Origin of the sequence: Streptosporangium sp. NPDC049376 (assembly GCF_044466505.1) — a bacterium.
Taxonomy (GTDB): Bacteria; Actinomycetota; Actinomycetes; order Streptosporangiales; family Streptosporangiaceae; genus Streptosporangium.
In genome coordinates, this window is the sequence record NZ_JBITMT010000017.1 from 91,197 (window position 1) to 114,850 (window position 23,654).

The 23,654-nt window shown below is 71.6% G+C and carries 21 protein-coding genes; 12 read left to right on the forward strand and 9 right to left on the reverse strand.

What is annotated here, in order from left to right:
* Window positions 1–5 precede the first annotated feature (5 nt).
* The 7 genes from ACIBVQ_RS31825 to ACIBVQ_RS31855 all read left to right on the forward strand — a co-directional run bounded on the left by ACIBVQ_RS31825 (window position 6) and on the right by ACIBVQ_RS31855 (window position 7,088).
* On the forward strand, window positions 6–590 hold the full coding sequence (locus ACIBVQ_RS31825) for a TetR family transcriptional regulator (protein WP_386196458.1): 585 nt from the start codon (window positions 6–8) through the stop codon (window positions 588–590).
* A gap of 996 nt (window positions 591–1,586) precedes the next feature.
* Complete coding sequence (locus ACIBVQ_RS31830; RefSeq protein WP_399182001.1) at window positions 1,587–3,161, forward strand: pyridoxal phosphate-dependent decarboxylase family protein; 1,575 nt, start codon at window positions 1,587–1,589, stop codon at window positions 3,159–3,161.
* Window positions 3,158–4,699: a hypothetical protein gene (locus tag ACIBVQ_RS31835; RefSeq protein WP_399182004.1), complete on the forward strand. Its 1,542-nt coding sequence runs from the start codon at window positions 3,158–3,160 to the stop codon at window positions 4,697–4,699. Before ACIBVQ_RS31830 ends, ACIBVQ_RS31835 begins: the two co-directional genes overlap by 4 nt.
* A 48-nt stretch (window positions 4,700–4,747) precedes the next feature.
* The gene (locus tag ACIBVQ_RS31840; RefSeq protein ID WP_399182006.1) at window positions 4,748–5,239 is read left to right on the forward strand and encodes a hypothetical protein; all 492 of its coding nucleotides are present in this window, start codon (window positions 4,748–4,750) and stop codon (window positions 5,237–5,239) included.
* Between the two features lie 25 nt (window positions 5,240–5,264).
* Entirely contained in the window at window positions 5,265–6,044 is a 780-nt protein-coding gene (locus ACIBVQ_RS31845) for a hypothetical protein (RefSeq protein WP_352013407.1), read from the forward strand.
* A 40-nt stretch (window positions 6,045–6,084) separates the two neighbouring features.
* Window positions 6,085–6,534 carry a hypothetical protein gene (locus tag ACIBVQ_RS31850; RefSeq protein ID WP_352013406.1) on the forward strand — a complete coding sequence of 150 codons (450 nt, stop codon included), beginning with the start codon at window positions 6,085–6,087 and terminating at the stop codon, window positions 6,532–6,534.
* A 5-nt stretch (window positions 6,535–6,539) separates the two neighbouring features.
* The gene (locus tag ACIBVQ_RS31855) at window positions 6,540–7,088 is read left to right on the forward strand and encodes a hypothetical protein (protein ID WP_352013405.1); all 549 of its coding nucleotides are present in this window, start codon (window positions 6,540–6,542) and stop codon (window positions 7,086–7,088) included.
* 157 nt (window positions 7,089–7,245) lie between these two features.
* On the opposite strand, the gene ACIBVQ_RS31860 is transcribed toward ACIBVQ_RS31855, so the two are convergent.
* From ACIBVQ_RS31860 to ACIBVQ_RS31880, 5 genes are all read right to left on the reverse strand, one after another.
* On the reverse strand, window positions 7,246–7,911 hold the full coding sequence (locus ACIBVQ_RS31860; protein ID WP_399182009.1) for a DUF305 domain-containing protein: 666 nt from the start codon (window positions 7,909–7,911) through the stop codon (window positions 7,246–7,248).
* A 23-nt stretch (window positions 7,912–7,934) separates the two neighbouring features.
* Window positions 7,935–8,840, reverse strand: coding sequence for a universal stress protein (locus ACIBVQ_RS31865; RefSeq protein WP_399182071.1), 906 nt, complete (start codon window positions 8,838–8,840; stop codon window positions 7,935–7,937).
* Between the two features lie 46 nt (window positions 8,841–8,886).
* Window positions 8,887–9,756 carry a universal stress protein gene (locus ACIBVQ_RS31870; protein WP_352013403.1) on the reverse strand — a complete coding sequence of 290 codons (870 nt, stop codon included), beginning with the start codon at window positions 9,754–9,756 and terminating at the stop codon, window positions 8,887–8,889.
* A gap of 149 nt (window positions 9,757–9,905) precedes the next feature.
* Window positions 9,906–10,766 carry a universal stress protein gene (locus ACIBVQ_RS31875; protein ID WP_399182012.1) on the reverse strand — a complete coding sequence of 287 codons (861 nt, stop codon included), beginning with the start codon at window positions 10,764–10,766 and terminating at the stop codon, window positions 9,906–9,908.
* A 42-nt stretch (window positions 10,767–10,808) separates the two neighbouring features.
* Complete coding sequence (locus ACIBVQ_RS31880) at window positions 10,809–11,459, reverse strand: CBS domain-containing protein (protein ID WP_399182014.1); 651 nt, start codon at window positions 11,457–11,459, stop codon at window positions 10,809–10,811.
* Between the two features lie 405 nt (window positions 11,460–11,864).
* Between ACIBVQ_RS31880 and ACIBVQ_RS31885 the strand changes: the two genes are divergently transcribed.
* The 3 genes from ACIBVQ_RS31885 to ACIBVQ_RS31895 all read left to right on the forward strand — a co-directional run bounded on the left by ACIBVQ_RS31885 (window position 11,865) and on the right by ACIBVQ_RS31895 (window position 16,051).
* Complete coding sequence (locus ACIBVQ_RS31885) at window positions 11,865–12,752, forward strand: universal stress protein (RefSeq protein ID WP_399182016.1); 888 nt, start codon at window positions 11,865–11,867, stop codon at window positions 12,750–12,752.
* 131 nt (window positions 12,753–12,883) lie between these two features.
* Window positions 12,884–14,137 (forward strand): FAD-dependent monooxygenase, encoded by a 1,254-nt coding sequence (locus ACIBVQ_RS31890; protein WP_399182018.1) that lies wholly within the window; start codon window positions 12,884–12,886, stop codon window positions 14,135–14,137.
* Window positions 14,138–14,413: 276 nt separating this feature from the next.
* Window positions 14,414–16,051: an ABC-F family ATP-binding cassette domain-containing protein gene (locus tag ACIBVQ_RS31895; RefSeq protein ID WP_399182020.1), complete on the forward strand. Its 1,638-nt coding sequence runs from the start codon at window positions 14,414–14,416 to the stop codon at window positions 16,049–16,051.
* An 8-nt stretch (window positions 16,052–16,059) separates the two neighbouring features.
* Here the strand turns inward: ACIBVQ_RS31895 and ACIBVQ_RS31900 are convergent, their stop codons facing one another.
* On the reverse strand, window positions 16,060–18,474 hold the full coding sequence (locus tag ACIBVQ_RS31900; protein ID WP_399182022.1) for a HelD family protein: 2,415 nt from the start codon (window positions 18,472–18,474) through the stop codon (window positions 16,060–16,062).
* A 488-nt stretch (window positions 18,475–18,962) separates the two neighbouring features.
* On the opposite strand from ACIBVQ_RS31900, the gene ACIBVQ_RS31905 reads away from it, so the two are divergent.
* Window positions 18,963–20,564 carry an amidase gene (locus ACIBVQ_RS31905; protein WP_399182024.1) on the forward strand — a complete coding sequence of 534 codons (1,602 nt, stop codon included), beginning with the start codon at window positions 18,963–18,965 and terminating at the stop codon, window positions 20,562–20,564.
* Between the two features lie 216 nt (window positions 20,565–20,780).
* Window positions 20,781–21,296, forward strand: coding sequence for a hypothetical protein (locus ACIBVQ_RS31910; RefSeq protein WP_399182026.1), 516 nt, complete (start codon window positions 20,781–20,783; stop codon window positions 21,294–21,296).
* Window positions 21,297–21,299: 3 nt separating this feature from the next.
* Here the strand turns inward: ACIBVQ_RS31910 and ACIBVQ_RS31915 are convergent, their stop codons facing one another.
* From ACIBVQ_RS31915 to ACIBVQ_RS31925, 3 genes are all read right to left on the reverse strand, one after another.
* A complete protein-coding gene (locus ACIBVQ_RS31915; protein ID WP_352013395.1) occupies window positions 21,300–21,782 on the reverse strand; it encodes a CBS domain-containing protein in 483 nt (160 codons plus the stop codon).
* A complete protein-coding gene (locus tag ACIBVQ_RS31920; protein WP_352013394.1) occupies window positions 21,779–22,645 on the reverse strand; it encodes a universal stress protein in 867 nt (288 codons plus the stop codon). Before ACIBVQ_RS31920 ends, ACIBVQ_RS31915 begins: the two co-directional genes overlap by 4 nt.
* Before the next feature lie 114 nt (window positions 22,646–22,759).
* A complete protein-coding gene (locus tag ACIBVQ_RS31925; RefSeq protein ID WP_399182028.1) occupies window positions 22,760–23,593 on the reverse strand; it encodes a maleylpyruvate isomerase family mycothiol-dependent enzyme in 834 nt (277 codons plus the stop codon).
* Between the last annotated feature and the right edge of the window lie 61 nt (window positions 23,594–23,654).

The window sequence follows — 23,654 nt, forward strand, 5'->3', positions numbered from 1 at the left end:
CCGCGTTGCGGAAGAGAGACAGGGAGGCCACCCGGGCACGTCTGCTGGAGGCCGCCAGACTGCGTTTCGCCCGCGACGGCTACGACGCCACCAGCGTCCGTGATATCGCCGGAGACTCCGACGTCGACGCCACCCTGATCTTCCGCTACTTCGGCTCGAAGAAGCGGCTCTTCGAGGAGGCCACCGCCGCCGACCTGGCCCCCGACCTGCTCGACGGGCCGAACGAGGAACTGGTCGCCCGCATGGTGCGCACGGTCGTCGACCAGGACTGGACGGAGTACGGCGGCGAGCACCCCCTCGTCGCCCTGCTGCGTTCCTCCGCCCACGAGGACACCCGGCGGCACCTCCGCGAGGAGGTCTGCCACACCTACGTCAACGCCCTGCGGGACCTGGCCGAGGGTGACGACGCCGAGTTGCGGGCCGAACTGCTCAGCGCCTGGCTGGTCGGCATCGGCATCCTGCGCTCGGTCGTGGCCACCCCCGCCCTGGCCAGGGCGCGGACCGCCGACCTGGCCCCGCACGTCGCGGCCGTCGCCACGGGCCTGCTGGGCCGTCCCATGTCCGGAGCCGTGGACCGGCCGGAGGCCTGACGCGGGCCCATCGCCGGTCCCGGCGCGGGACCTCCCCGCGCGGAACGGGGAGAGCGGGCCTGAAATCCCCGGCAGCGGTGAAGGCCTGCGCGACGGACGCCGCCGGCGTGACGTCCCCGTAGGGCACGCCGGGCACCCGAGCCGGCTCGCGTTCCAGAGGCTCCCCGTGCCCGGCGGCAGAGCGCGCGAGATCGGCGATCACGGCTCGCCGCGTCCGGTGAAACGGCACCGTCCAGCCCAAGGTGGCACGCGCAGGATGCCGTTGACATGACACCACCCAGAAACATAAGAAGTGTCCACTTTTATGACCGACACGCCGAAGAAGGCTGACATGTAGCCCACCTAGGGCTTCTAGCGTGTTTCGGGAAAGCTGCCGCATACAGGAGAAACGTCCCGTTGAAAGAGCGGGCCACCAAGGGCGTGGATTTCAAAACCCGAGCTTGATCAAGGTTCGCGAGAAAAACTCACATTTACCGAACGGTAATAACTTACAGAACATCATCCCACCTCGGTCACAATGTGTAACCGCGCCATCCGCGCCTATCGCTCGACTTGCATCACTCCTGCCATTAATGATTAGGTCTGCTGCATGAAGGGCGTGCCAACGTGTGCGGCGGACGGAATTCGGGACGGATTGCTTTTGCGCCGGCTACAGGACCTCACCAGGTCCTGAGAACCGGCGGAACCGCCGGACCGACCAGCGCCGGTCGAACGGCTAAAACAGGGGAAAGCGAAAGTTCTTCGGGTTCTCCCATGCCGTCGATCGGGGTTCTCCCTCCGCGTTGGACCGTTCTACCCCCCGGGACGGACCTGCGAAGACATGACTGACTCCGCGCGCCCTCGGGCACCGGAGTTCCTTTGCTGCTCGATGCACCACCGTAGAAAACGCATTTTCCGCGAGAATCCCACGCGTCCGAAGAAGAGTTCGAGCCGCCATTTTCGAATTCCTATCGAGATGTAAGAGTTCTCGACGCCGGATCATTTGGAGCATCATTCGTGACGAGTTCACTTTCCGATGTCCAGAGTTCCTTTCCCGAGCCGACGACCGGTGAGGACCTCTGGCACTCCGCATCGGGCCTCACCGCGGCCTTCGACCCGGGACGTTTCCACGAAGGCGCTCTGGACATCGTCGACCGCCTGACGGCCTATCTGGGCGACCGGTCGGTCCGGGGACTCGACCTCATCGACCCGCAGGTGCTGCTCAAGGCCGCACGGGGACTGATGACCCCCGAACGGCAGCGCGTCGCCGACTTCGACGCCGACCGGGTGAAGCAGATCGTCGACCTGTACACCGAGACCGGGATCCCGGTCCACTCCCCCGGCTACATGGGGCGGCAGTTCTCCGGCGTGGTGCCGCTGGCCGGTCTCATCGACCTGGTCGGCTCGGTGGTCAACCAGCCCTCCTCCTTCTACGAGGCCGGGCAGCTCCCCAACGTCGCCGAGCGGCTCATGGCCGAGGAGCTCAACCGGTTCATCGGCTGGGACCGCGACCGGTTCGCCATGGTGACGACGTCGGGGGGCTCCCTGGCCAACCTGACCGCGCTGCTGGCCGCCCGCAACCACGCCTTCCCGCAGATCTGGACGCGCGGCGCCGGTGGCGCGCCGGGCCTGCCGGCCATCGCGATCAGCGAGGAGGCCCACTACAGCGTGACCCGGGCGGCCGGGGTGCTGGGCATCGGTGAAGGACAGATCATCCGGCTGCCGGTCGACCAGGCGGGACGAATCCGCCCCGACCTGGCGGGGTCGGTGCTGGACGAGGCGAAACGACGCGGCCTGCGGCCGTTCTGCCTGGTGGCCTCGGCCGGAACCACGTCGCTCGGCGCCTTCGACCCGCTGGAGGACCTCGCCGCCCTGGCGCGCCGCCACGGGCTCTGGCTCCACGTGGACGGAGCGCACGGGGCGAGCCTGTTGCTGTCGGAGCAGCACCGGGACAAGCTGCGCGGCATCGAACTGGCCGACTCCCTGACCTGGGACGCCCACAAGATGCTGTTCATGCCGGCGCCGTGCACGCTGCTGTTCTACCGGGACCGTACGGCGGCGCGCGGAGCGTTCCAGCAGCGCGCCAGCTATGTCTTCGACGAGGAACCGGACATATACAGCGCCTACGACAGCGCGGACAAGAACTTCGAGTGCACCAAGCGCCCGATGATCATGCCGCTCTGGACGGTCTGGTCGGTCTACGGCCCGGCGCTGTTCGAGCAGAAGATCGACCGGCTGTGCGAGGTGACCCGGCAGGCGCACCGGATGATCGCCGCCGAGCCGGACTTCGCCGTGGCGCACGAGCCGGAGTCCAACATCCTGTGCTTCCGGTATCTGCCGGACGGGATGGAACCGGCGGCCGCGCACCGGTTGCAGCTGGAGATCCGCAACCGGATACGGGGCGGCGGGCGCTTCTTCATCTCCAAGGTCGACATCCAGGGGGTGGCGGCGCTGCGGGTGGTGGTGATGAACCACCTGATCGACGCCGATCACCTGGCCATGCTCATCGCCGAGATCAGGGACATCGGGCAACGGGTGCTGCGCGCGAGCGCCACGGCCCGGCACGACCAGCGGAACGGGAGTCAATCATGACAATTACGGATTTTGACATCGCCGCCTCGGCGCGGCTGGCGGCACAGCTGATCCCCGAGGAGGAGCTACGGCCCCGCTCGGTCGACGACGTCACCCGGCTGACGTCGTTCGCGGAGAGGCTGGACGAGTGCGGGCGGCTCACCGGCGTCCCGTACTGCGAGTCCCCGCTCGACCTGCAGAACGCGCTGGTGTTCCGCCGCCTGCAGCAGCTCGTCGGCATCAGCCTGCTCAACCCGTTGTGGCGCGAGCGGCTGCACTACTTCGGCATCCGCGACGTCCCCGCCGACATGACCGAGTGGGAGCGGATCCCCCTGTCGGACAAGATCGTGCAGCGGGACATGTTCATGGGCCCGCGGGCCGGGATGGTCGTGCCGCTCGACCGGGGCGGGTTCGAGGTCGTGGCCAGCGGCGGCACCGGCGACGGCACGCCCCTGGAGATCGTGTACTCCCTGCGGGAGCTGCGCGACACCTACCGCATCTCCGGGGCGTTCATGGGCGCCTACCAGCTCAACCGCTACCTGCGCGGTCCCGCGCCGCGCTGGCTGTTCACCACCCTGGCCGACTACCAGATGTGGAGCAGCGGGACCATGGTCGGCGGCGTCCTGGCGAGCGTCCCCGGGGTCAACTACATCGGCGCGGGACCGGTCAGCGCGCCGGTGCTGGAGCACATGTTCTCCTACCCCGGCCACAAGGCCCTGATGGGCATCACCGCCGGCATCGCGCTCCTGCCCGAACTGGGCGCGGGCCTGTCCCCGCAGGCCAGGGCCGACTTCCGGGTCGCCATGTACGGCAGCGGCTCCCTGCCGCAGCGCAAGCGTGACGAGCTGCAGGCGTTCTTCCCCAACGTGTCGATCCTCAGCTACTTCGCCGCGACCCAGGCCGAGTGCATCGGGCTCCAGCTCGACCACACCTCGCCCGCGCTGTCCGCCGTACCCGGGCTGCACCTGGTGGAGATCGTGGACGAGCACGGCCGCGCCGTCGCCGAAGGCGAGGAGGGCGAGCTGGTCGTCACCCGGCTGCACGCCGACGAGGCGCCGCTGCTGCGCCTCAAGCTCGGGGACCGGATGATCCGCCGACCCGCCCTGGACGGCCCCGGGCTGCGCACCGAGAGGTTCGAGTTCGCCGGACGCACCGCCGACGTGCTGCACCTCAACGACAGCCAGTACTCGGCGACGCTGGCCTACGCGGCCCTGCGCACGCGGCTGCGCTCGGCGACCGGCGTCGACCTGGACCTGATCGCGCACGAGCTCCAGTTCCACAACCACCGTGAGGACCGGACCCTCACCCTGCTCGCGGCGGTGGACGACCCCGACGGTACGACCGCGGCCGTCGAGCGGGCGCTGGGCGCGAGCGGGACGCGGCGGCTGTTCCTCCAGGCGCTGCCCGCCTCCCTGTCGCTCTTCAACGACCGGGAGGCCAACGCGGCGGCCATCGAGCAGACCGGCTACGACTTCCGCCTGGTGTTCGTACCGCCCGCGTCGCCGCAGATCGAACGGACCACCGTCGGCAAGACGCCCCTGGTCAGAGACCGGGGCTGAGCGCCTGGCCGTCCAGGTGCCCGAATGACACCCGACACGGGAGGACAGATGAAGGAAAAGGTCAACATCGTCGTGATGGTCGACGCCGTCGGGGCGTTGTCCGACCGGACGCTGCACAACGGCAATCTCTCGCTGGTCGACGACAGTACGGCCGGGAGCCAGCACCAGGGGACTCCCGACCTCGTCACGGCGGTGGTCCCGGGACAGGTCGTCCACTGGACGCCCATCCACGTGGACGTGCAGACCCCGGTCGAGATCCAGTCCATCGAGTTCCTGTCCGGCGCGGTCGCCCCGCTCCCGGACGAAACGACCGGTCAGGCCGCGCAGCCGTACCCGGTGGAGTCCGCCGTCGTGCCCGCCCTGGGCGTCGACACCACGGCCTCCAACGGGCACGACAACCACGACCTGCTGGTGTGGGAGGGCGTCGTGCCCTACGACATGGTGCCCGGTGTGCCCTACCGGTACCGGCTCTCCCTCAAGCTCCACGAAGGACCCAACAGCGTGCTGTACGTCGACTCACCCGCGCTGCTGCGCGTGTGAACCCTGTTCCGCGAAAGGCGGTCTCATGGCCCAGCAACACGGGATCATCGTGCTCTTCGATGTCGAGAACGCGCTGAAGACGCGCTCGCTCGACGGGAACACGTACTGGTTCGACAACATGAAGTTCATCGGTTCCACCGGAGTGGGAACCGAACAGCTTGAAACGATCGTGCCCGGCACCTACTTCCTCGACGGGTCGCAGGCGACCGAGCAGGTGCTGAACTGGCTGCCCGCGGCGCTGGGGGCGATCCCCCCGACGGTGCCGCGCAACTACCTGGCCGAGCAGGAGCGCGCCGACGACCGGCGCACGCTGGAGGAGCTCGCCGCGCTCAGCGGCGAGGGCGGCGTGAGCGAGGCCGACCTCAAGCGGCTGCAGCAGCGGGTCGGCAAGCGCGCAGGCCGGCAAAGCGGGCGCGGGCTCACCGCGGCCAAGCTGCTGGACGTCACCGGCAAGACCACCAGCGGCGCCGACGCCTACAACTACCCGGCCCCGGTGATCACCGACATCACCGGCCCGGCCGTCACCGAGAAGATCATCTACCCGGCCCAGTACGGCTCGCCCGACATGGTCTACGACGGCTGGTACTGGGCCGCGACCGTGGACACGAGCAGGCCCGGCGTCTACTCGTACACCGTGCACGTCCAGCTGCACGAGCTGGTCGAGCGCAACGACGAGCTGGTCTGGGAGTCCGTCGACCTGACCTGCACGTCAAGCCTGAAGATCATCAGCGATCCGAAGCGCAACGGGTTCACCGGCGCCGGACTGGGCGTGCTTCCGCTGCCGCCCGTCCCGGCCGCCGGCTGACCCGGACCGAGCCGGAACGTCTTCGAAACGGAGGAGCCGCATGCCCCCGAGAACCAGACAGTCCCAGCGCCGGCCCGCCCGGCCCGTGACGATCACCGCGGTGGTCGACCCCGTGGCCGCGCTCGCGTCGGAGAACCTGGACGACAACCTCTACCTCTACGACACCAACAGGGCCGCCGGGTCGACCGGGTTCGGCACCCCCGGGCTGCGCAGCCTGGTGCACAAGGGTGACACCCTGTTGTGGAACGTGCTCCCGCTTGAGTGCGAGACCTACGTGTCCCTCACCGACATCGAGATCGACCCGCGGATCGCCGAGCCCGTGCGGAAGGTGTACCCCGGAACCGACATCGTGTTCTGGACCGCCGAGGTCAAGCAGGACATCACCGAACCGGTCCCCTACCGGCTCTCCTTCCTGCTCGGCACCGTCAGCACGCCGTTCACTCCGACCGCCAGGCCCGTCCTGGCCGGTCCCGCCCCAGAGGGAAGGTAAGGCCGATGACCCAGGCGTACGCGGCCACGGACTTCGCCGACCGCGGCCAGCTCAACTCCGTCCAGCTGAACGTGGTGACCCTCGTCGACATGGAGAGGGCCGCCGCGACGAAGTCCCTGGACGGCTGCCTCTACATGATGGACAACAGCGTCGGCGGCGTCGGCCAGGGTGGTGACCACCTGGAGACCATCTGCAAGCAGGGCCAGGTGATCAACTGGATCATCCGCCCGATCGACATGCACCGCCGTCCCGACGGCACCTGGCCCCCGATGCCGAAGATCAACAACCTGGTCTTCCTCGACGTCGAGAAGGGTGACGAGGACGACGTCGCCGAACGCCGGATCATGACCGAGCTGAAGGTCTACGGCGGTCCCGACCGGATGCGCGACGAGTACACCGCCGTCTACTACTACTGGGCCGGGGCGGTGATGAGCGACGCCAAGCCGGGGCTCTACCGCTACCGGTTCGTCCTGGAGCTGGAGAAGGAACACGGCACCGACAAGCTGTACCTGAACTCGGTCAACTACCCCGCCCTGCGGGTGCTGCCTGTCTGACGGCCCTCCGGGACCGTGAGACCGTGCCGGCCCCGGCCGGCACGGAGCATCGGGGGCGCACCCTCGGCGGGGGCGCGCCCTTCGAGCCCGGGCGGACTCATCCCCAGACCGCCCGGGCGGCTCCTCCACAACGGCGTGGCGGAGCCGGAGAACCCGTTCAGAACCGCACGAGCATCGACCGCATGTGGACGATCTCGGCGGTTCTGGCCGTGGTGATCGAGGAGGCCAGGGCCTTGGCCTTCGGCGACAACCCGTCCCGCTGCTCGATCCCGGCCAGGGCGATCTCATCGCTGTGGTGGCGGATCATCAGGTTCAGGAACATCCGGTCGAAGTCCGCCCCGGACGTCCTGCTCAGCGCCTCCAGGTCGGAGGGGTCCATCACGTACGGTCCCCGGTCCGCGCCGGGTCCGACGTCCTCGTCTCCACGACACCTCACGTCGCCGTTGCCCGGGCTCATGCACGGATCGGGGGGCGGGACCTGGTCCCCCCAGCCCTTCAGCCAGGCGGTCAGCTGGTCGATCTCGGCCTTCTGGGCCCGTCCGACCCGTTCGGCCGTCGCCCTGACCTCGGGGTCCGCCGCGCGTGCCGCGGCCATCTCGGTCATGATCAGCGTCTGCCGGTGGTGCTGGATCATCCGCTGGGCGAAGAACACGTCCTGGGCGTTGTGCTCCTCAAGGACATCGGTGAACACGAGGGCGGGCGCGCCCGCAGGCGGCCCCGCGGTGAGGACGACACCGGGGGCGCAGGCCGTCAGGACGGTCCCGGCGCCCAGGGCCGCGGCCACGAGGGCCACCCGGCGGTCGGGAGTTCTTCGTGTACCCATGGCATATCCCCCTGCGAGGGTTCTCACGTCCTGTGCGAAGCCGCACGTGGGGCGGACTCGCGATCTCCGTCCCTTCCGGGAGCCCTTCCCGGGAAGGGGGTCACGACCACCGGGCAGGCGGCGTGGTGCAGCAGCGAGTGGCTCACCGAGCCGAGCAGCAACCCCTTCAGGTCGCCGCGTCCGCGTGATCCGACCACCAGCAGGTCGGCCTCCAGTGACGCCTCCCGCAGCGCCTCGACCGGATGGCCGTACTCCAGCCACTCGACGACCTTGACGTCCGGGTGACGTTCGCCCTGGCCCGCCAGGGCCTCGGCCAGCACGCGCCGTTCCCGCTGGGCCGCCTCCTCTGCGTCGGCGAGCGCGAACGGCCCGCAGCCCACGATGGGCCGGCTCCAGGCGTGCACCGCGTGCAGCTCCGCGCCCCTGGTCTCGGCCTCGGCGAAGGCGAAGGCCACGGCGTCCGCCCCCGCCGGGGAGCCGTCGACGCCGACGACCACCCGTCCGCGCGGCTGGACGGGCGCACGCCGTACGACGGCCACGGGGCAGGGCGCGTGCCCGGCGACCCCCAGCGCGACCGAGCCCAGCAGCATGCCCTCGAATCCGCCGAGCCCGTGGCTGCCGACGACCAGCAGCCCGGCGTCCGCCGCCGCCTCGATCAGGGCCCGTCTGGGGTCGCCACCGGGCAGCAGCTCCGACGTCACCTCCACGTCGCCGCCCGCCTCGCGGATCCGGCCGAGCGCGTCTTCCAGCGTGGACTCGGCGCCCTCGCGCATCCACCGGCCGACCTCGGTGTGCGGGGTGCCCTCACCCGCCTCCAGGGGCCAGGAGGGCATGACGTGCACGACCCGCAGGCCGGTACGGCGCAGCCCGGCCTCCCGTACGGCCCAGCTCACGGCTTCGAGCGCGGATCGTGACCCGTCGACTCCCACCAGGATCAATGGTCTCTCCTCACACGTGCGGATGGGTCTTCGGGGTTCAGGAACGGACGACCGCGACCGGGCAGCGCGCGTGGTGCAGCACTCCCCTGCTGACCGATCCCAGCAGCGCGGCGGCGACGGCCCTCCTGCCGTGCGAGCCGACCACGACCAGGTCCGCCGTGGCCGAGGCGTCGACGAGGGCGTCGACGGGGTGGGCGCTCTGGACGTCCTCCAGCACGGTCACCTCGGGGAACTTCTCCTGCCAGGCGCCGACCCGGTCCTTGACGACCCGGAACTGCGCGCGGCGGATCTCGTCCATGTCGTAGACGATCTCCGGCGCAAAGGCGTGCACCGGAAGCTGCCAGGCGTGTACGGCGCGCAGCGGGCCGCCGCGCAGCGCGGCCTGCTCGAAGGCGAAGGCCAGCGCGGGCTCGCAGTGCGGATCGTCGTCGACGCCGACGACGACCTCGCGGCGCGCCCCACCGCCGGGGTGGACGACGACCACCGGGCCGTGGGCGTGCACGGCAACCCGGGTGCTCACCGAACCGAGCAGGGCCCCGGTGAAACCGCCGAGCCCCCTGCTGCCGAGCACGATCTCCACCGCGCCCGCGGCCTGTTCCGTCAGGGACCGGACGAGGTCACCCTCGATCAGCTCGGTGCCCACCTCCACCGACGGCTGGCGTTCGCGCGCCTCCCGTTCTGCCTCCTCCAGGATCTTCCTGCCGCTCAGGACCAGGGGTCCCGGCCATTCGAGGGTGGAGAAACGGGGGATGTCATAGGGGCCGCGTTCCACGACGTGCACGATCCGCAGCGGCACGTGCCTGCGGAAGGCGTCGTCGGCGGCCCATGCGACCGCGTCCTTCGCCCCCGCCGAGCCGTCGGCCGCGACGACGACGTCACGGGTACCCCTGGCCGGGAAGTCTGTCATCTCGTCCTCCTCATGGGCGTGCGGATTCCTGCCTCAGGTCAAGTCTCTGCCGGGGGAACGGGACTCCCCAGAGGCGGCGGACCCGTCCGTCCCGGGACTTTGGACCCGGCCGGGCCTTCGGCGGGTGGGCACGTGGGGAGGCGACGGCCTCAGGGGCGGACCACGGCGACCGGGCAGCGGGCGTGCTGGAGCACGTCCCGGCTGACGGACCCCAGCACCACCGAGCCGACCGCGCCCAGTCCCCGGGAGCCGACGACCAGCAGGGCCGCCTGGCCGGAGACGTCCGTCAGGGCCGAGACCGGATGGCCGTAGGTCACCTCCTCGACGACCTCGATCCCGGGATACATCTCCCGCCACGGGGCCATCCGTTCCGAGACCACCCGCTGCTGTTCCCGCTGGATCCCGGTGACGTCGTGGGCGCTGTCCGGCATGACGGTGCGCAGCGGCACGTGCCAGGCGCACAGCGCCCGCAGGACGGCGCCGCGCAGCCGGGCCTGCTCGAAGGCGAAGCCGAGGGCCGCCGCGCCGTCGGTTGAGCCGTCGACGCCGACGACGACCTCCTCGCCGGGGCCGTCCTGCCCGGCCCTGACGACCACGACGGCGCCCCTGACGTGCCCGGCCAGCCGCAGGACCGTCGAACCGAGCAGCGCGCCGGCGAAACCGCCCGTCCCCCGGCCGCCGATGACGAGCTCGGTCGCGGTGGCGGCCCGCTCACGCAGGACGTCGGCGGGCGTTCCCCCGGCCAGCTCGGTGGTCACGTCGATGCCCGGCGTGCGTTCCGTCGCGGCCTGCGCCGCCTCGGTGAGCACCCGGTCACCGGCCTCGGCCATCGCGTCCTGCCACCCCTGCGGGGGAAACGCCGAGATCCCGTACGGCCAGCGTTCGACGACGTGCACGATCAGCACGGGCAGCGCCCTGCGGGCCGCGTCGGCGGCGGCCCATCGCACGGCGGCCGTGGCCGACGGTGAGCCGTCGGTCGCGACGACGACGGGTGCGGTGGGTTCGGGCATGCTCTTCCCCCTTCGTGCGGGCCGGTCCGCCCCGGGTGCCGCTCAGAGGCGGGCCGAGGAGGCGCTCAGCACGTCGTCGCGGTCGTAGGCGATGTCGGCCTCGACGTCGACGACCCCCTCGATCCTGCGGCCCGCCTCCACGAGCGCGGCGATCTGCGAGCGTCTGGCCACACGTCCCTCGACGCGGATCACGGACCCCTCGATCGTGATCGTCAGGCCGCCCGTGTTCAGCCCCAGATCGGCGACGGCGTCGGCCATCTCCGTCAGGATGTCGGCGGCGGGCCTGATGAAGACCTTCAGCAGGTCGGCCTGGTGCACGGTCCCGGCGATCTTCCCGCTGGCGGCGTCGACCACCGGCAGCTGCTTGATCCGGTTGGCGTGCATCAGCCGGGCCGCCTCCCGCACCGGGGTCTGGCGGGTGACGGTCAGCGCGGGCCTGCTCATGAGCTCCCCTGCGGTCCTGCCCGGCTTCTCGCGAACGTCCTCCCCGCTCGGCGGCCCGCTCTGGGCGGCGATCTCCTTCAGCAGCAGATCGGCCTCGGACACCACCCCGACGGGGCGCCCCTCGGCGTCGATCACCGCGACGGCCCCCACCTTGAAGCGGCGCATCGTCGCGACCAGCTCGGCGAACGTCGCCTCGGGGCGGACCGCGATGGCCACCAGCCCCATGACGTCCATCACCCGCACCGTCATGACCTGTCTCCCCTTCCTGCCATGCTCCCCCGTACCCAGGGAACGGCCGGGCACGTGTGTTCCTTCCCCGGTCTTCCCGGCCTCACCAGGGCCGGGACGACCGCGACAGGGCTCGGCGCCGTGCCGCGGGAGCGCCCCGTCCGTCCCGGAGAGGCCGGTGCCGACGACGACATCGTGGTCTCCGGCCATCGTGGTCACCTCCCTCTTCATGGTCGGCGCAGGACCGTGGGAAGCGGCAGGGCGGAAAGTCCCACCCCGCCGGGACCTTCCGCCTGCTTGCCCGGCTCCCGGCCCCCGCCGCCGGTTCCCGTGGGACGTTCGCCCCTACCCCGCAGGTCGGAGGACCGGGGAGCATCTAGGAAGGGGAACACGCGAGCGTGGCACGGACGGAGCAAGGTAATGACCATGACAGAGCCCGTCGTCGCCGGCGTCGACGGTTCCGAGGCCTCTCTCGACGCGACGGCCTGGGCGGCCACGGCGGCCGCGTTGCGGCGGGCGCCGTTGCGCCTGGTGCACGTCACCCTGCGCTGGGCCTACGACGTCCCGCTCGTCCCGCAGCCCGCGCACTGGGGGCCCGCGTCGCAGGCCGCCTGCCGTGAACTGCTCGCCCGGGCCGCCGAACGGGCGCGCGCCGAGGCTCCCTCCACCGAGATCACCACCGAGGTCCTCGACGGCGCCGCCGCGGAGGCGATCGCCGCCGCCGCCGGGACCGCGCAGCTCGTCGTGGTCGGCGGCCGGGGACGCGGCGGGTTCACCGGGCTGCTGCTCGGCTCGGTCAGCCGTGACCTCGCCGTCCGCTGCCCCTGCCCGCTGGTGGTCGTGCGCCCGCGCGAGGAGGGCGGCGGGGAGGTCGTCGTCGGCGCGACCGGGGAACCCGGGCAGGAGCACATCCTGCGCTTCGCCTTCGAGGAGGCGCTGCTGCGCCGCCTGCCGCTGCGGGCCGTACACGCCTGGACCCACCCGGTGGCCGCGTTCCCCGGTGACATGCAGCCGCTGGTCTACGACGTCGAGGGCGTCGGCCGCGAGGAGGAACGGCTGCTGGCCGAGTCGCTGGCGGGCTGGCGGGAGAGGTTCCCCGACGTCCCCCTCGTCGAACAGGTGGTGCACGGGCACCCGGCCGGAGTGCTCGCCGAGGCCTCGGCCACCGCGGAGCTGGTCGTCGTGGGTGCCCCGGGGCGGGTCGCGCTCCTCGGCTCGACCGTCCACTCCCTGCTCGGCCACGCCCGCGGGCCCGTGGCCGTCGTCCCCCGTCCGCCAGGCCACCGGCCGCCTGGTACGGCGCCGCCGGCATGACCGGTTTGGGATCTTCCCGATAATTGGCCATCTCATGACCGGGACTCGGCCGGATGGGATGGCCGCCCCACACACCGCACATGTTACTCTCTGTCACGATCTGATTACCTTGCGGTGCAACGGGAGTCCATGTGAAGGTCGCCTGCGTCGGCGGTGGACCCGCCAGCCTGTACTTCTCGATCCTGATGAAGCTGGTTGACCCGTCTCACGACATCACCATCTACGAGCGCAACCCCGCCGGTTCGACGCACGGCTGGGGCGTGACCTACCTGGACGAGCTCTTCGGTGACCTGCACAACGTGGACCCCGAGTCGGCGCGCGTCATCGGCGAGAACTCCGTCCGCTGGGACACCGAGGTCGCGTACTTCGACGGCCACACGACGGTGGCGTCGCAGCCCGGGACCAACGGCTACGGCATCGGCAGGCAGCGGATGCTCGACATCCTCACCGAACGCGCCTGCTCCCTCGGCGTCCACGTCGAGTTCGAACGGGAGATCGCCGCCGAGGAGGAGGTCGCCGACGCCGACCTGGTCGTGGCGGGCGACGGTGTCAACAGCGTGATGCGTGAACGCCACGCCGACCACTTCGGCACCAAGGTCGAGACGGGACGCAACGTCTACATGTGGCTCGGCACGACCAAGGTCTTCGAGACCTTCGTCTTCGCCTTCGTGGAGACCGCGCACGGCTGGATCTGGTGCTACGGCTACCGGTTCGACCGCGGCCACAGCACCTGCGTCGTGGAGTGCTCCCCCGAGACCTGGCGGGGGCTCGGCCTCGACCAGACGAACGAGGCCGACAGCCTCGCCGTACTGGAGAAGCTGTTCGCCGACACCCTGGACGGGCACCCGCTGGTCGGCCGTTCCCAGCCAGGCGGCACCGCGCACTGGCTGAACTTCCGCACCCTGACCAACAGGAGGTGGCAGCGCGGCAACCTCGTCCTGGTCGGGGACGCCGCGCACACCACGCACTACTCCATCGGCGCGGGCACCGCCCTGGCGCTGGGGGACGCCGCCTTCCTGGTCAGGGCGTTGCACAGCGGGTTGCCGCTGCAGTCCGCCCTGGTCCGCTACGAACGTGAGCGCAAGGCCGTGATCCTCCCCGCCCAGCGCACGGCCCGCCGCAGTGCCCGGTGGTACGAGAACCTGCCGCGCTACATCGGCCTGCCCCCGGAGCAGGCGTTCACGCTGCTGTGCCAGCGGCAGTCCGCGCTGCTCCCGTGCGTCCCGCCCCGGCTGTACTACCGGGTCGGCCATCTGGCCGAACTGGCCGGCCGGGCCCTCGCGCGGGTACGGCCGGAGCCCGCCGAGGAGTCCGGCCTGCCGCACAGCCCGGCGCGCGACCTGGCGCACGGCCCGGGAGACGACGCCGGGCATCCACACCGCTGAGGCGCCTCCCGTACGCCCGGGGACGCGTTAACCGTTCGCGTCCCCGGGGAAGCCCGGCTACCATGGCCGGACGCGAGGTTTCGCGAATTCCGTGACAAAGACCGAAAGAGTGGACATGGCAGGGGACGACGACATCTCCGGGTGATACCCGGGATGGCAGGCCGCGAGCAGGAGCGCGTGATGCGTCGCCGTGGTCGTGCCGTCGTTTCCTTCGTTCCCCTTTTCTCCCGCCACAGGGCGGCACGGTACGCCCTGCGCACATCTGAGGTCTTCGTCATGTCCGACGCGTCGTTCATCGTCTTTTCCAACGTCTCCTTCTCCTGGCCCGACGACACCCCGCTCTTCGAGGACCTGTCCTTCACCGTGGGCGGCGGCCGTACGGGACTCGTCGCGCCCAACGGCGCGGGCAAGAGCACGCTGCTCAAGCTCGTCGCGGGTGAGCACCGGCCGGCCCGCGGCAGCGTGTCCGTCGAGGGCGTGCTCGGCTACCTCCCGCAGAACCTGCCCCTGACCGGCGGCCTTACCGTGGCCGAGGTCCTGGGCATAGCCCCGGTGATCAGGGCGCTGGACGCCATCGAGTCCGGCGACACGAGCGAGGAGCACTTCACCACCGTCGGCAACGACTGGGACATCGAGGAACGCACCCGCGCCCAGCTCGACCGGCTCGGTCTCGGCGACATCCCCTTCACCCGGCGCCTGGGCACCCTCAGCGGTGGCCAGATCGTCTCCCTGGGCCTGGCGGCGCAGCTGCTCAGGCAGCCGGACGTCCTGCTGCTGGACGAGCCGACCAACAACCTCGACCTCGACACGCGCCACCGGCTCTACGGCGTGATCGAGAACTGGAACGGCTGCCTGCTGCTGGTCAGCCACGACCGGGCGCTGCTGGACCGCATGGACCGCATCGCCGAACTCGACCGGGGCGAGATCCGCTTCTACGGCGGCGACTTCACCGCCTACGAGGAGGCCGTACGGGCCGCCCAGCAGGTCGCGGAGAAGAACATCCGCACCGCCGAGCAGGAGGTCAAGCGGGAGAAGCGGGAGATGCAGCAGGCCAGGGAGCGGGCCGAACGCCGGGCGGGCAACGCCGCCCGCAACCTCAAGAGCGCCGGGCTGCCGAAGATCTTCGCCGGGACGATGAAGCGTAACGCCCAGGAGTCGGCGGCACGCTCCCAGGAGACGCACGCCGCGCGGGTCGGCGACGCCAAGGCCCGCCTGGACGAGGCGGGCCGTGCCCTGCGCGACGAGCAGAGGATCACACTGGAGCTGCCCGGGACCGACGTCCCGGCGGGCCGCACCGTCTTCCTCGGCGAGCGGATGCAGGTCCGTTACGGCGAGCGCCCCGTGTTCGCCGGCCACGGCCTGGACCTGACCGTCCGCGGCCCGGAGCGGATCGCCCTGACCGGCCCCAACGGCACCGGAAAGTCCACCCTGCTACGTGTGGTCAACGGCGACCTGGAGCCGGAGGGCGGCACGGTCAGGCGGGCCGAGGGCCGCATCGCCTACCTGTCCCAGCGGCTCGACCTGCTGGACCCGGACCTGACCGTGGCCGAGAACCTGGCCGCCTCCGCGCCCGGCATGCCGCAGGCCGAGCGGATGAACCTGCTGGCCCGCTTCCTGTTCCGCGGCGCCCGCGCCCACCTGCCCGCCGGGGTGCTGTCCGGCGGTGAGCTGCTGCGCGCCACCCTGGCCTGCGTCCTGTACGCCGAACCGGCCCCCCAGTTGCTGCTGCTGGACGAGCCGACCAACAACCTCGACCTGGTCAGCGTCGGTCAGCTTGAGGCGGCGCTCAACGCCTACCGGGGGGCGTTCGTGGTGGTCAGCCACGACGAACGGTTCCTGGCCGAGGTCGGGGTCGGCCGCTGGCTGCGCCTGTCCGAGGGGCGGCTGACCGAGACGGCCCCACCGGCGGTGTGAGCACCGCCTCAGGGCTCGCATTCCTCCAGGTGCTCAAGCACCGGGGGAACCGGCCCGGGGTGCAGCACGGCCAGGCGTTCGGTGGCGCGGGTCAGCGCCACGTACAGGTCGTTGAGGCCGTGCGAGGAGCCGTCGAGCACGGCCTGCGGGTCGGCCAGCACCACCGAGTCGAACTCAAGCCCCTTGGACTGGCGGGCCGTCAGCACCACGACGCGTCGTTCCAGGTCGGGCTCCCGTCCCCAGGAGGCGTCGGGGACGGCGGCGCGGACGGCCTCGGCCAGCCGTGCCAGGTCCTCGCGTGGCGTGATCACCGCGACGCTCCCCGTCCCTGCCGCCGCCTCCCGCGCCGCCAGGCCGGCCAGCCTGGCGGGCAGGTCGGCCGCCTCGGCCCGGGCGCGCCACGGCCGGACGCCGCCCGCGCGTACGGCGCGCGCCGGTTCGAGATCGGGATGGATCGCCGTGAGCACCCGGTCCGAGGCGGACATGACCTCGGCCGAGGTCCGGTAGTTGACGGTGAGCCGCTCAAGCCGCCAGCGCGTCCCGAAGAACGGCTCCAGCGCCTGCGTCCAGGAGCGCGCGCCCGCCGTCTGACCGCTCTGGGCCATGTCGCCGACCACCGTGAACGAACGGGTCGGGCAGCGCCGTACCAGCAGGCGCCAGGCCATGGGCGGGACCTCCTGGGCCTCGTCGACGATCACGTGGCCGAAGGCCCACGTCCGGTCGGCGGCGGCCCGTTCGGCGACCGTGCGCAGATCCTGTCCTTCATGGCGGCCGGCGAACAACTCGGCGTCCAGCAGGTCGGCGGCACTGAGGAGTTCGGCCTCGTCGTCGTTCTCGTCCTCGCCGGAGCGCGAGCCGCGCGCGATGTCCAGGACGCCCTGGGCGTACTCGATCTGCCTGGCGCGCTCCCTGGCCTGCCTGGCCCGTTCGGCGCGGCGGTCCTCACCGAGCAGTTCGGCCGCCTCGTCGAGCAGCGGCACGTCGGCCGGGGTCCAGCCGCCGCCGGGTTCGCGCAGCAGCAGTTCCCGTTCGGCGGGCGTCAGCTGCGGCGCGGCCTCGGCCAGCCCCCTGGGATCGGCGAACAGCTCCTCAAGCAGCCGCTGCGGGGTCAGCGCGGGCCACAGCCACTCCAGCAGCGCGCGCACCTGCGGATCGTACGGCAGCGCCTTCAGCCAGGCCCGTTCCGCCTCCTCGAACTCGGCGCGCTCCCGCTCGTGCCGGTCGACCGGCGGCGCGTCCTGCCCGAAGAGCCCGGCCAGGTCCTTGGCCACGGCCTGTTCCAGCGCGGCGGAGTCGATCCGGCCCGCCAGGTCGGCCTCGATCTGCTCCTCCATCCCGGCGACCACGCCCGCCATCCGGCGGGCCAGCTCCTCGATGACGATCCGGCAGAAGACGGGCCTGGCGAGGTTGTGCGGCAGCCCGTCGGCACGGGCCCGTTCGGCCGCGTCGATCAGCAGCTCCGGCTCCAGGCTCAGCGGCTCGCCCTCGACGATCACCTCGACGGGCCCGCCCACCTCCGCCTGGCGTGCCCGTACGGCGGCGGCCAGCACCTCGGCCATCACCAGCCGTCCCTTGACCTCGGCGACCGCGGCGTCCTCCCGTTCGAGGGCCGTGACGCCGGGGAACAGCTCCCCCACCGTGGACAGCAGCACACTGGTCTCCCCCAGGCCGGGCAGGACCTGGCTGATGTAGCTGAGGAACACCGGGTTCGGGCCGACCACCAGCACTCCGCGCTCGTCCAGCCGGGGGTGGCTGTAGAGCAGGTAGGCGGCGCGGTGCAGGGCGACGACGGTCTTGCCGGTGCCGGGGCCTCCCTGCACGACCATCACCCCGGCGTGCGGGGAGCGGATGATCCGGTCCTGCTCGGTCTGGAGGGTGGCCACGACGTCGCGCATGCGGCCGGTCCGCTCGGCCCGCAGCGCCGCCAGCAGCGCGGCCTCCCCGCACAGCTCCATGTCCGCCGGGGCGGGGGCGGTGCCGTCCAGCAGCTCGTCGTCGACCCGGACCACCCTGCGCTCCCGGGTGTGCAGGTGGCGGCGCAGCCGTACACCCTGGGGGGCGGCGGCGGTCGCGGTGTAGAAGGCGCGCGCGGCGGGCGCCCGCCAGTCGATCAGGAGCGGCTCCTCGTCTTCCTCGGCGCCGCGCACCCCGATGCGGCCCAGGTAGCGGCGGCCGCCGTCGACCGAGTCGAGCCTGCCGAAGCACAGTCCGTGCTCGGCCGCGTCGAAGGCGGCCAGCCTCCGGTTCAGACGGCCGACCGCCGCGCCGCGTTCGGCCTGGGCCTGGGCCGTCTCCGCCGGTTCGCGCAGCACCTCGGCCAGTTCCCGCGCGAGTTTCTCACGGTGGATGTCGACCTGGGAGTGCAGCATGGCCAGGTAGGCCTGCTCGCGTTCGATCTCTGACTGCTCTGACTGCACCGGCACGGAAGAGGACAAGACTGCTCCAAGGCCAGGGGACGGGGTTCGGCACCGGGGAATCCTCGGGGTGCGCCCCACAGGTTCGCACGCTTCAGCCATAAATGCGAGCCGCGGGGAACTCCGTCGATCGCCCTGGGAGGGAGGCGGCTGTGGCCTGGGCGGCGACGTCCGTGGCGGAGTGTTCCGCCTCCCGCACCAAAAGCAGGGAAAACGCAATTCAAAGCCACCCAGGAAAGGCCGGTTAACATTATACCACGCAATTAACGCCGCTTACGGTTTTTGTGCTTCCAGGAAAAGCGCAGAACACATTGCCGCTTTTCGAATTCCCTGCCGCTCCCCGAACGCGACCGTCGACGGTGGCGCGGGCCCTACCAACGGTTGGGGGGTCCGCGTCGTCGTCCCGGCGGCCGGTGCGCTCGTACGGTTCTGACCGTGGCCGCCAGGCCACCTCCGTACCGTTACGACGAGGAAGAATCGTGCCTCTCTTGTCCTCCATGACCCCGTTGACCCCGTTGCGCCGTACGGCCGCGGTCCTCGCGCTCGCCGGAACCTGCCTGGCCGTTCCGCAGGCCGCGCACGCCTCCGGCGGCCCCGACCTTCCCGGCCTGGACCTGGATCGTTCCACGATCCTCGACATGCAGCGGGCCATGGACGGCGGGCGCGTCACCTCGGCCGACCTCACCCGGGCCTACCTGCGGCGTATCGAGAGACTGAACCCCCGGCTGAGCGCGGTGATCGGCGTCAACCCGGACGCGATGGCGCTGGCCCGCCGCAGCGACACCCACCGCGCCTCCCGCGCCGCGCGCGGACCACTCGAAGGCATCCCGGTCCTGCTCAAGGGCAACATGGACACCGCCGACCGGCAGCCGACCACGGCCGGTTCCACCGCCCTGAAGGGGGCCAGGCCGTCCAGGGACGCGTTCCTGGTCCGGAGACTGCGCGAGGCCGGTGCGGTGATCATCGGTAAGGCCAACCTGTCGCAGTGGTCCAACTTCCGCTCGCCGTACGCCACGGCGGGCTGGAGCTCGGTCGGCGGCCAGACCCGCAACCCCTACGCGCTTGACCGCAGCCCCTGCGGCTCCTCAAGCGGCTCGGCGGTGGCCGCGGCGGCGGGCCTGGCGGCGGTGGCGATCGGCACCGACACCGACGGCTCCATCACCTGCCCGGCGAACGTGACCTCGACCGTGGGGATCAGGCCCACGCTGGGGCTGGTCAGCCGCAGCGGTGTCGTGCCGATCACCGCCCGCCAGGACAGCCCGGGCCCGATCGCCCGTAACACCACCGACGCCGCGCTGACCCTGTGGGCGATGTACGGCCCCGACCCGGCCGACCCCGACAGCGCCGCGAGCGCCGGGAAACTGCCCGCCGACCACCGGGCGATGCTCGCGCCCGGCGCGCTGCGCGGCAAACGCATCGGGGTGTGGCGCAAGGGGCACGTCGGCGTCGACCCGGACGTCGACCGGGTCTTCGAGGCCGCCGTCGGGAAGCTGCGCGAACTCGGCGCCGTCGTCGTCGAGGGCGCCGACGTGCCCGGCACCGACAAGGTCATGGGCGAGCACCTGCTGCCCGCCGTCCTGACCGAGTTCAAGCACGACATCAACGCCTACCTCGCCGCGACCCCCGGCACCCACCCGAAGACCCTCACCGGCCTGATCGCCTTCAACCGGCGGCACGCCGGGACGGAACTGGCGAAGTTCGGCCAGGAACTGTTCGAGATGGCCGACAGGACCGACGGCGACCTGACCGACCCCGCCTACCGTGAGCACCGTGGCGTCATGACCGTGCAGGCCCGTAAGGCCATCGACGACGTCCTGACCGGGCACCGTCTCGACGCCATCGTGACCCCGACCGACCTGCCCGCCCTCGCGCTCGACCACAAGGGCGAGAGCGGCCGGGCGTTCGCCAGCTCGACCCGCAACTCCTCCGCGGCGGGATACCCGCACGTCACCGTGCCCGCCGGGTACACCAGGAGCGGCCTGCCACTGGGATTGTCCTTCCTGGGCACCCGCTTCACCGACGCCCGGCTGCTCGGCTACGCCCACGCCTTCGAGCAGGCCACCCACGCCCGCCGGGCTCCCCTGCCGGCCCCGCGTTGACCATGGCCCTCCAGCGGACACGCGGGTGGCCGCCGGGGAGGTCCGCCCCGGCCCCGCTGGGCTGATCCGATTGCCACGGTGACCGCCGGAGACCTCTCACGGGGCGCGTGACGCTCGCGTGTCAGGCGAGATCCCTAGACTCAAAATCGACTGAGTCATTACGAACGGGGAATCGCAGTGATCGATCGTCTTTCGCGTGCTTTAGCGGGGTTTTTGGTGTTATCGGCCCTCGGGGCGTGCTCGGCACCGGTTGCGGACCCGGTGCTGAAGGACCCGGCCCAGTGGCCGCTGGCCAAGCTGAAGCGCCTGCCCGACGACGGGGAACCGCCCGAGGGGGCGGACCGGGTACTGGCGCGGATCAAGGTCGGCTCCCACAAGCTGACCGCGTGGATCCATCCCTCAGGCCAGTGCGGGCTGGCCGGCTCCAGCAAGAACATGGAAGCCGACTGGAGCATGAGCAGCGACATGACCAGGTCCTCCAGGGATCTGATGCGGGAGGAGGGATTCTCCGGGCCGCTTGAGCCTGCGACGACCGTCTCCACCGAGAGCACCTTCATCCTGGTCTGCACCCCCACCAGGATGCTGATCACCGTCAAGGGGCAGACGTCGAAACCCTCCGTCGAGGGCAACGCGTCCGCGCAGATCTACGGCGGCGGCCTCAACGCCGTCGTCGGCCCGCCGGAGGTCAGGAAGGAGTCGCTGCCCGGAGCGACCGTGACCTCCGGCGGGTAGACGTCAGCGGGCCGGGACCCGGGGAAGCACCGGTACCAGGCGGAACATGCCCGTCATGAGCTCCGGCGGCTCCTGGTGCTCGGGGAGGAGTCCCGCCACGGCCCGCAGCACGTCGGTGACGGTCACCATCCCCGCGAGCCTGGCCGAGTCGTTCAGGACCGGGATCGCGTTCACCCCGGCGCCGACCATGGCCGCGGCGGCGTCGGCCAGGCTCGCGCCGAGTGTGGTGCGCGGGCAGCGGCGCCCGGCCACCAGGGCGCGGACGTGGACGTGCGACTGCTCCATCGGGCCGCCGGACCAGTGGGCGGCCAGGTCCTCGCGGGTCAGCACGCCGTACAGGCGGCCGGTGTCGTCGACGACCGGCAGGTGGTGGACGTCGGCGCGGCGCATGATCTCCCAGGCCAGCAGGGGCGACTCGTCCGGCGGGACGGCGACGAGCGTGCGGCTCATGATCTGCGCGACGGTCAGGACGGTGATGTCGTTCATGCCTCACCCCTGGGACGTACGACGGCGACGGGGCAGCGGGCGTGGTGCAGCACGCCGTGGCTGACCGAGCCCAGCACGGCCGCGCCGACCCTGCCCAGCCCGCGTGAGCCGACGACGAGCAGGTCGGCCGTCTGCGACGCCTCGCACAGGACGGCGACCGGGTGCCCGATGACCACCGTCCGCCTGACCTCGACCTGCGGGTAGCGTTCCCGCCACGGTTCCAGCGTCTCGGCGGCCACGCGTTTCTCGGTGACGAAGGCGTCGTCGATCAGCGAGGTGTAGGCCTCGGCGTACGGCCCCAGGACGGGGGTCTGGACCGTGTGGACGACGTGCAGGACGGCCTTGCGCATCACGGCCTCCTCGAAGGCGTACCGGAAGACCGCCTCCGGCGCCGGGGGGCCGTCGAGGCCGACGACGATCTCGTCGTGGACGTGCCTGCGGGGTTTCCTGACCACGACGACCGGGGCGGCGACGTGACCGGCCAGGGCGAGCGAGACCGACCCGAGCAGCAGCCCGGTGAACCCGCCGAGTCCCCGGCTGCCCACCACGACCTCCTCGGCGTCCTCGGCCTCGCGCCGCAGGACCTCGCCGGCCTTGCCCCGCTCGCGCACGGTCTCGATCTGCAGGCCGGGGGCGTGCGAGCGGGCCTGGGCGAGCGCCGTGTCGAGGATCTCCTGGCAGTACTCGGTCATCGAGTCGCGGAATCCGGGCGGGGTCTGCAGCGGGATGTCGTAGATCCAGGGCGCGCACACGTGAACGATCCGCAGCGGGCGTCCGCGGCGCACGGCGTCGTCGGCGGCCCACTCGACCGCGGCCTGTGAGGCGGGCGAGCCGTCCACGCCCACCACTACATGTGCTGTCATGTCTCCTCCTCGGTTCCCTCCTCCATCCGACCGCTTCGGCCCCGGTGGGCGCAGCGGCCGAAAGACCCGACCGTGAGGGACTTCCGGCCCGCCGGCGCCGCAGTGCCCCGCGGCTCACCCGAAGCCGACGCGGTCCAGCCAGAAGTCGAGCAGCCGTTCGTCGCCGAGGATCTCGATGCCACCGCCCCGGGCGGGGCGGCGGCGGTAGACGACCAGCAGCAGGGCGGTCAGCGGGCCGTGCAGGGTGACGGCCGCCGCCCCGCGACCCCTGCGGCAGGTGACGGTGTCGCCGGTGAGGTCGACCAGCCACTCCGTCCCGGCCGACGGCCCGGTGTCGGTGGCGTGCAGGCCGATGGTGCGGCCGGGGCCGAGCAGTTCGCGCTGCCTGGGGTTGACGTCGAGCATCTGCGGCAGGGACGCCAGTTCCATCCACTCGTCGAGGGCGTCGACGACGACCTCCCGCCCGGCGGTGAAGTCCCGCCCGGCGGCCAGGGCGGCGTCGGCCCGGTGCACGAGGGTCTCGTGAGCGAAGCGGCGGGCCCAGAATCCCGAGGTCTCCATCTCGACGGGCACCCATGTCCGCGCGTCGGGCCCGGCCTCGCGCAGGGTGTCGGCCAGCAGCCGCGCGCCCTCGGCGAGCCAGGCGTCGATCTCCGCGGGGTCCTGTCCGGTGTCGGCGGGCAGGTCACGCAGCTCCGTGTCCGGAGGTGGCGTGGTGGCCCTGGTGCGCACGATCGTCTCGGCCCAGCGGTGGCCGTACCCGACGTGCCGCAGCAGCTGGGCGAGGTTCCAGTCGGGACAGGAGGGCACGGCGGCCGCCAGGTCCGCCCCCGCCACGACCGCCCTGAGCTGGTCGGTCTGCGCGACGATCTCGGCGCAGTGGCGGTCGTGGCCCAGCGGGACCGGCTCGTGGACGGCGGTGCCGCCCAAGGGGGTCGGCTTGTTCATGAGTGTCGCTTTCTGGTCGCCTGCGGTGGGCCGTCCGGACGCCCGTGCCGCGATCCTCGCC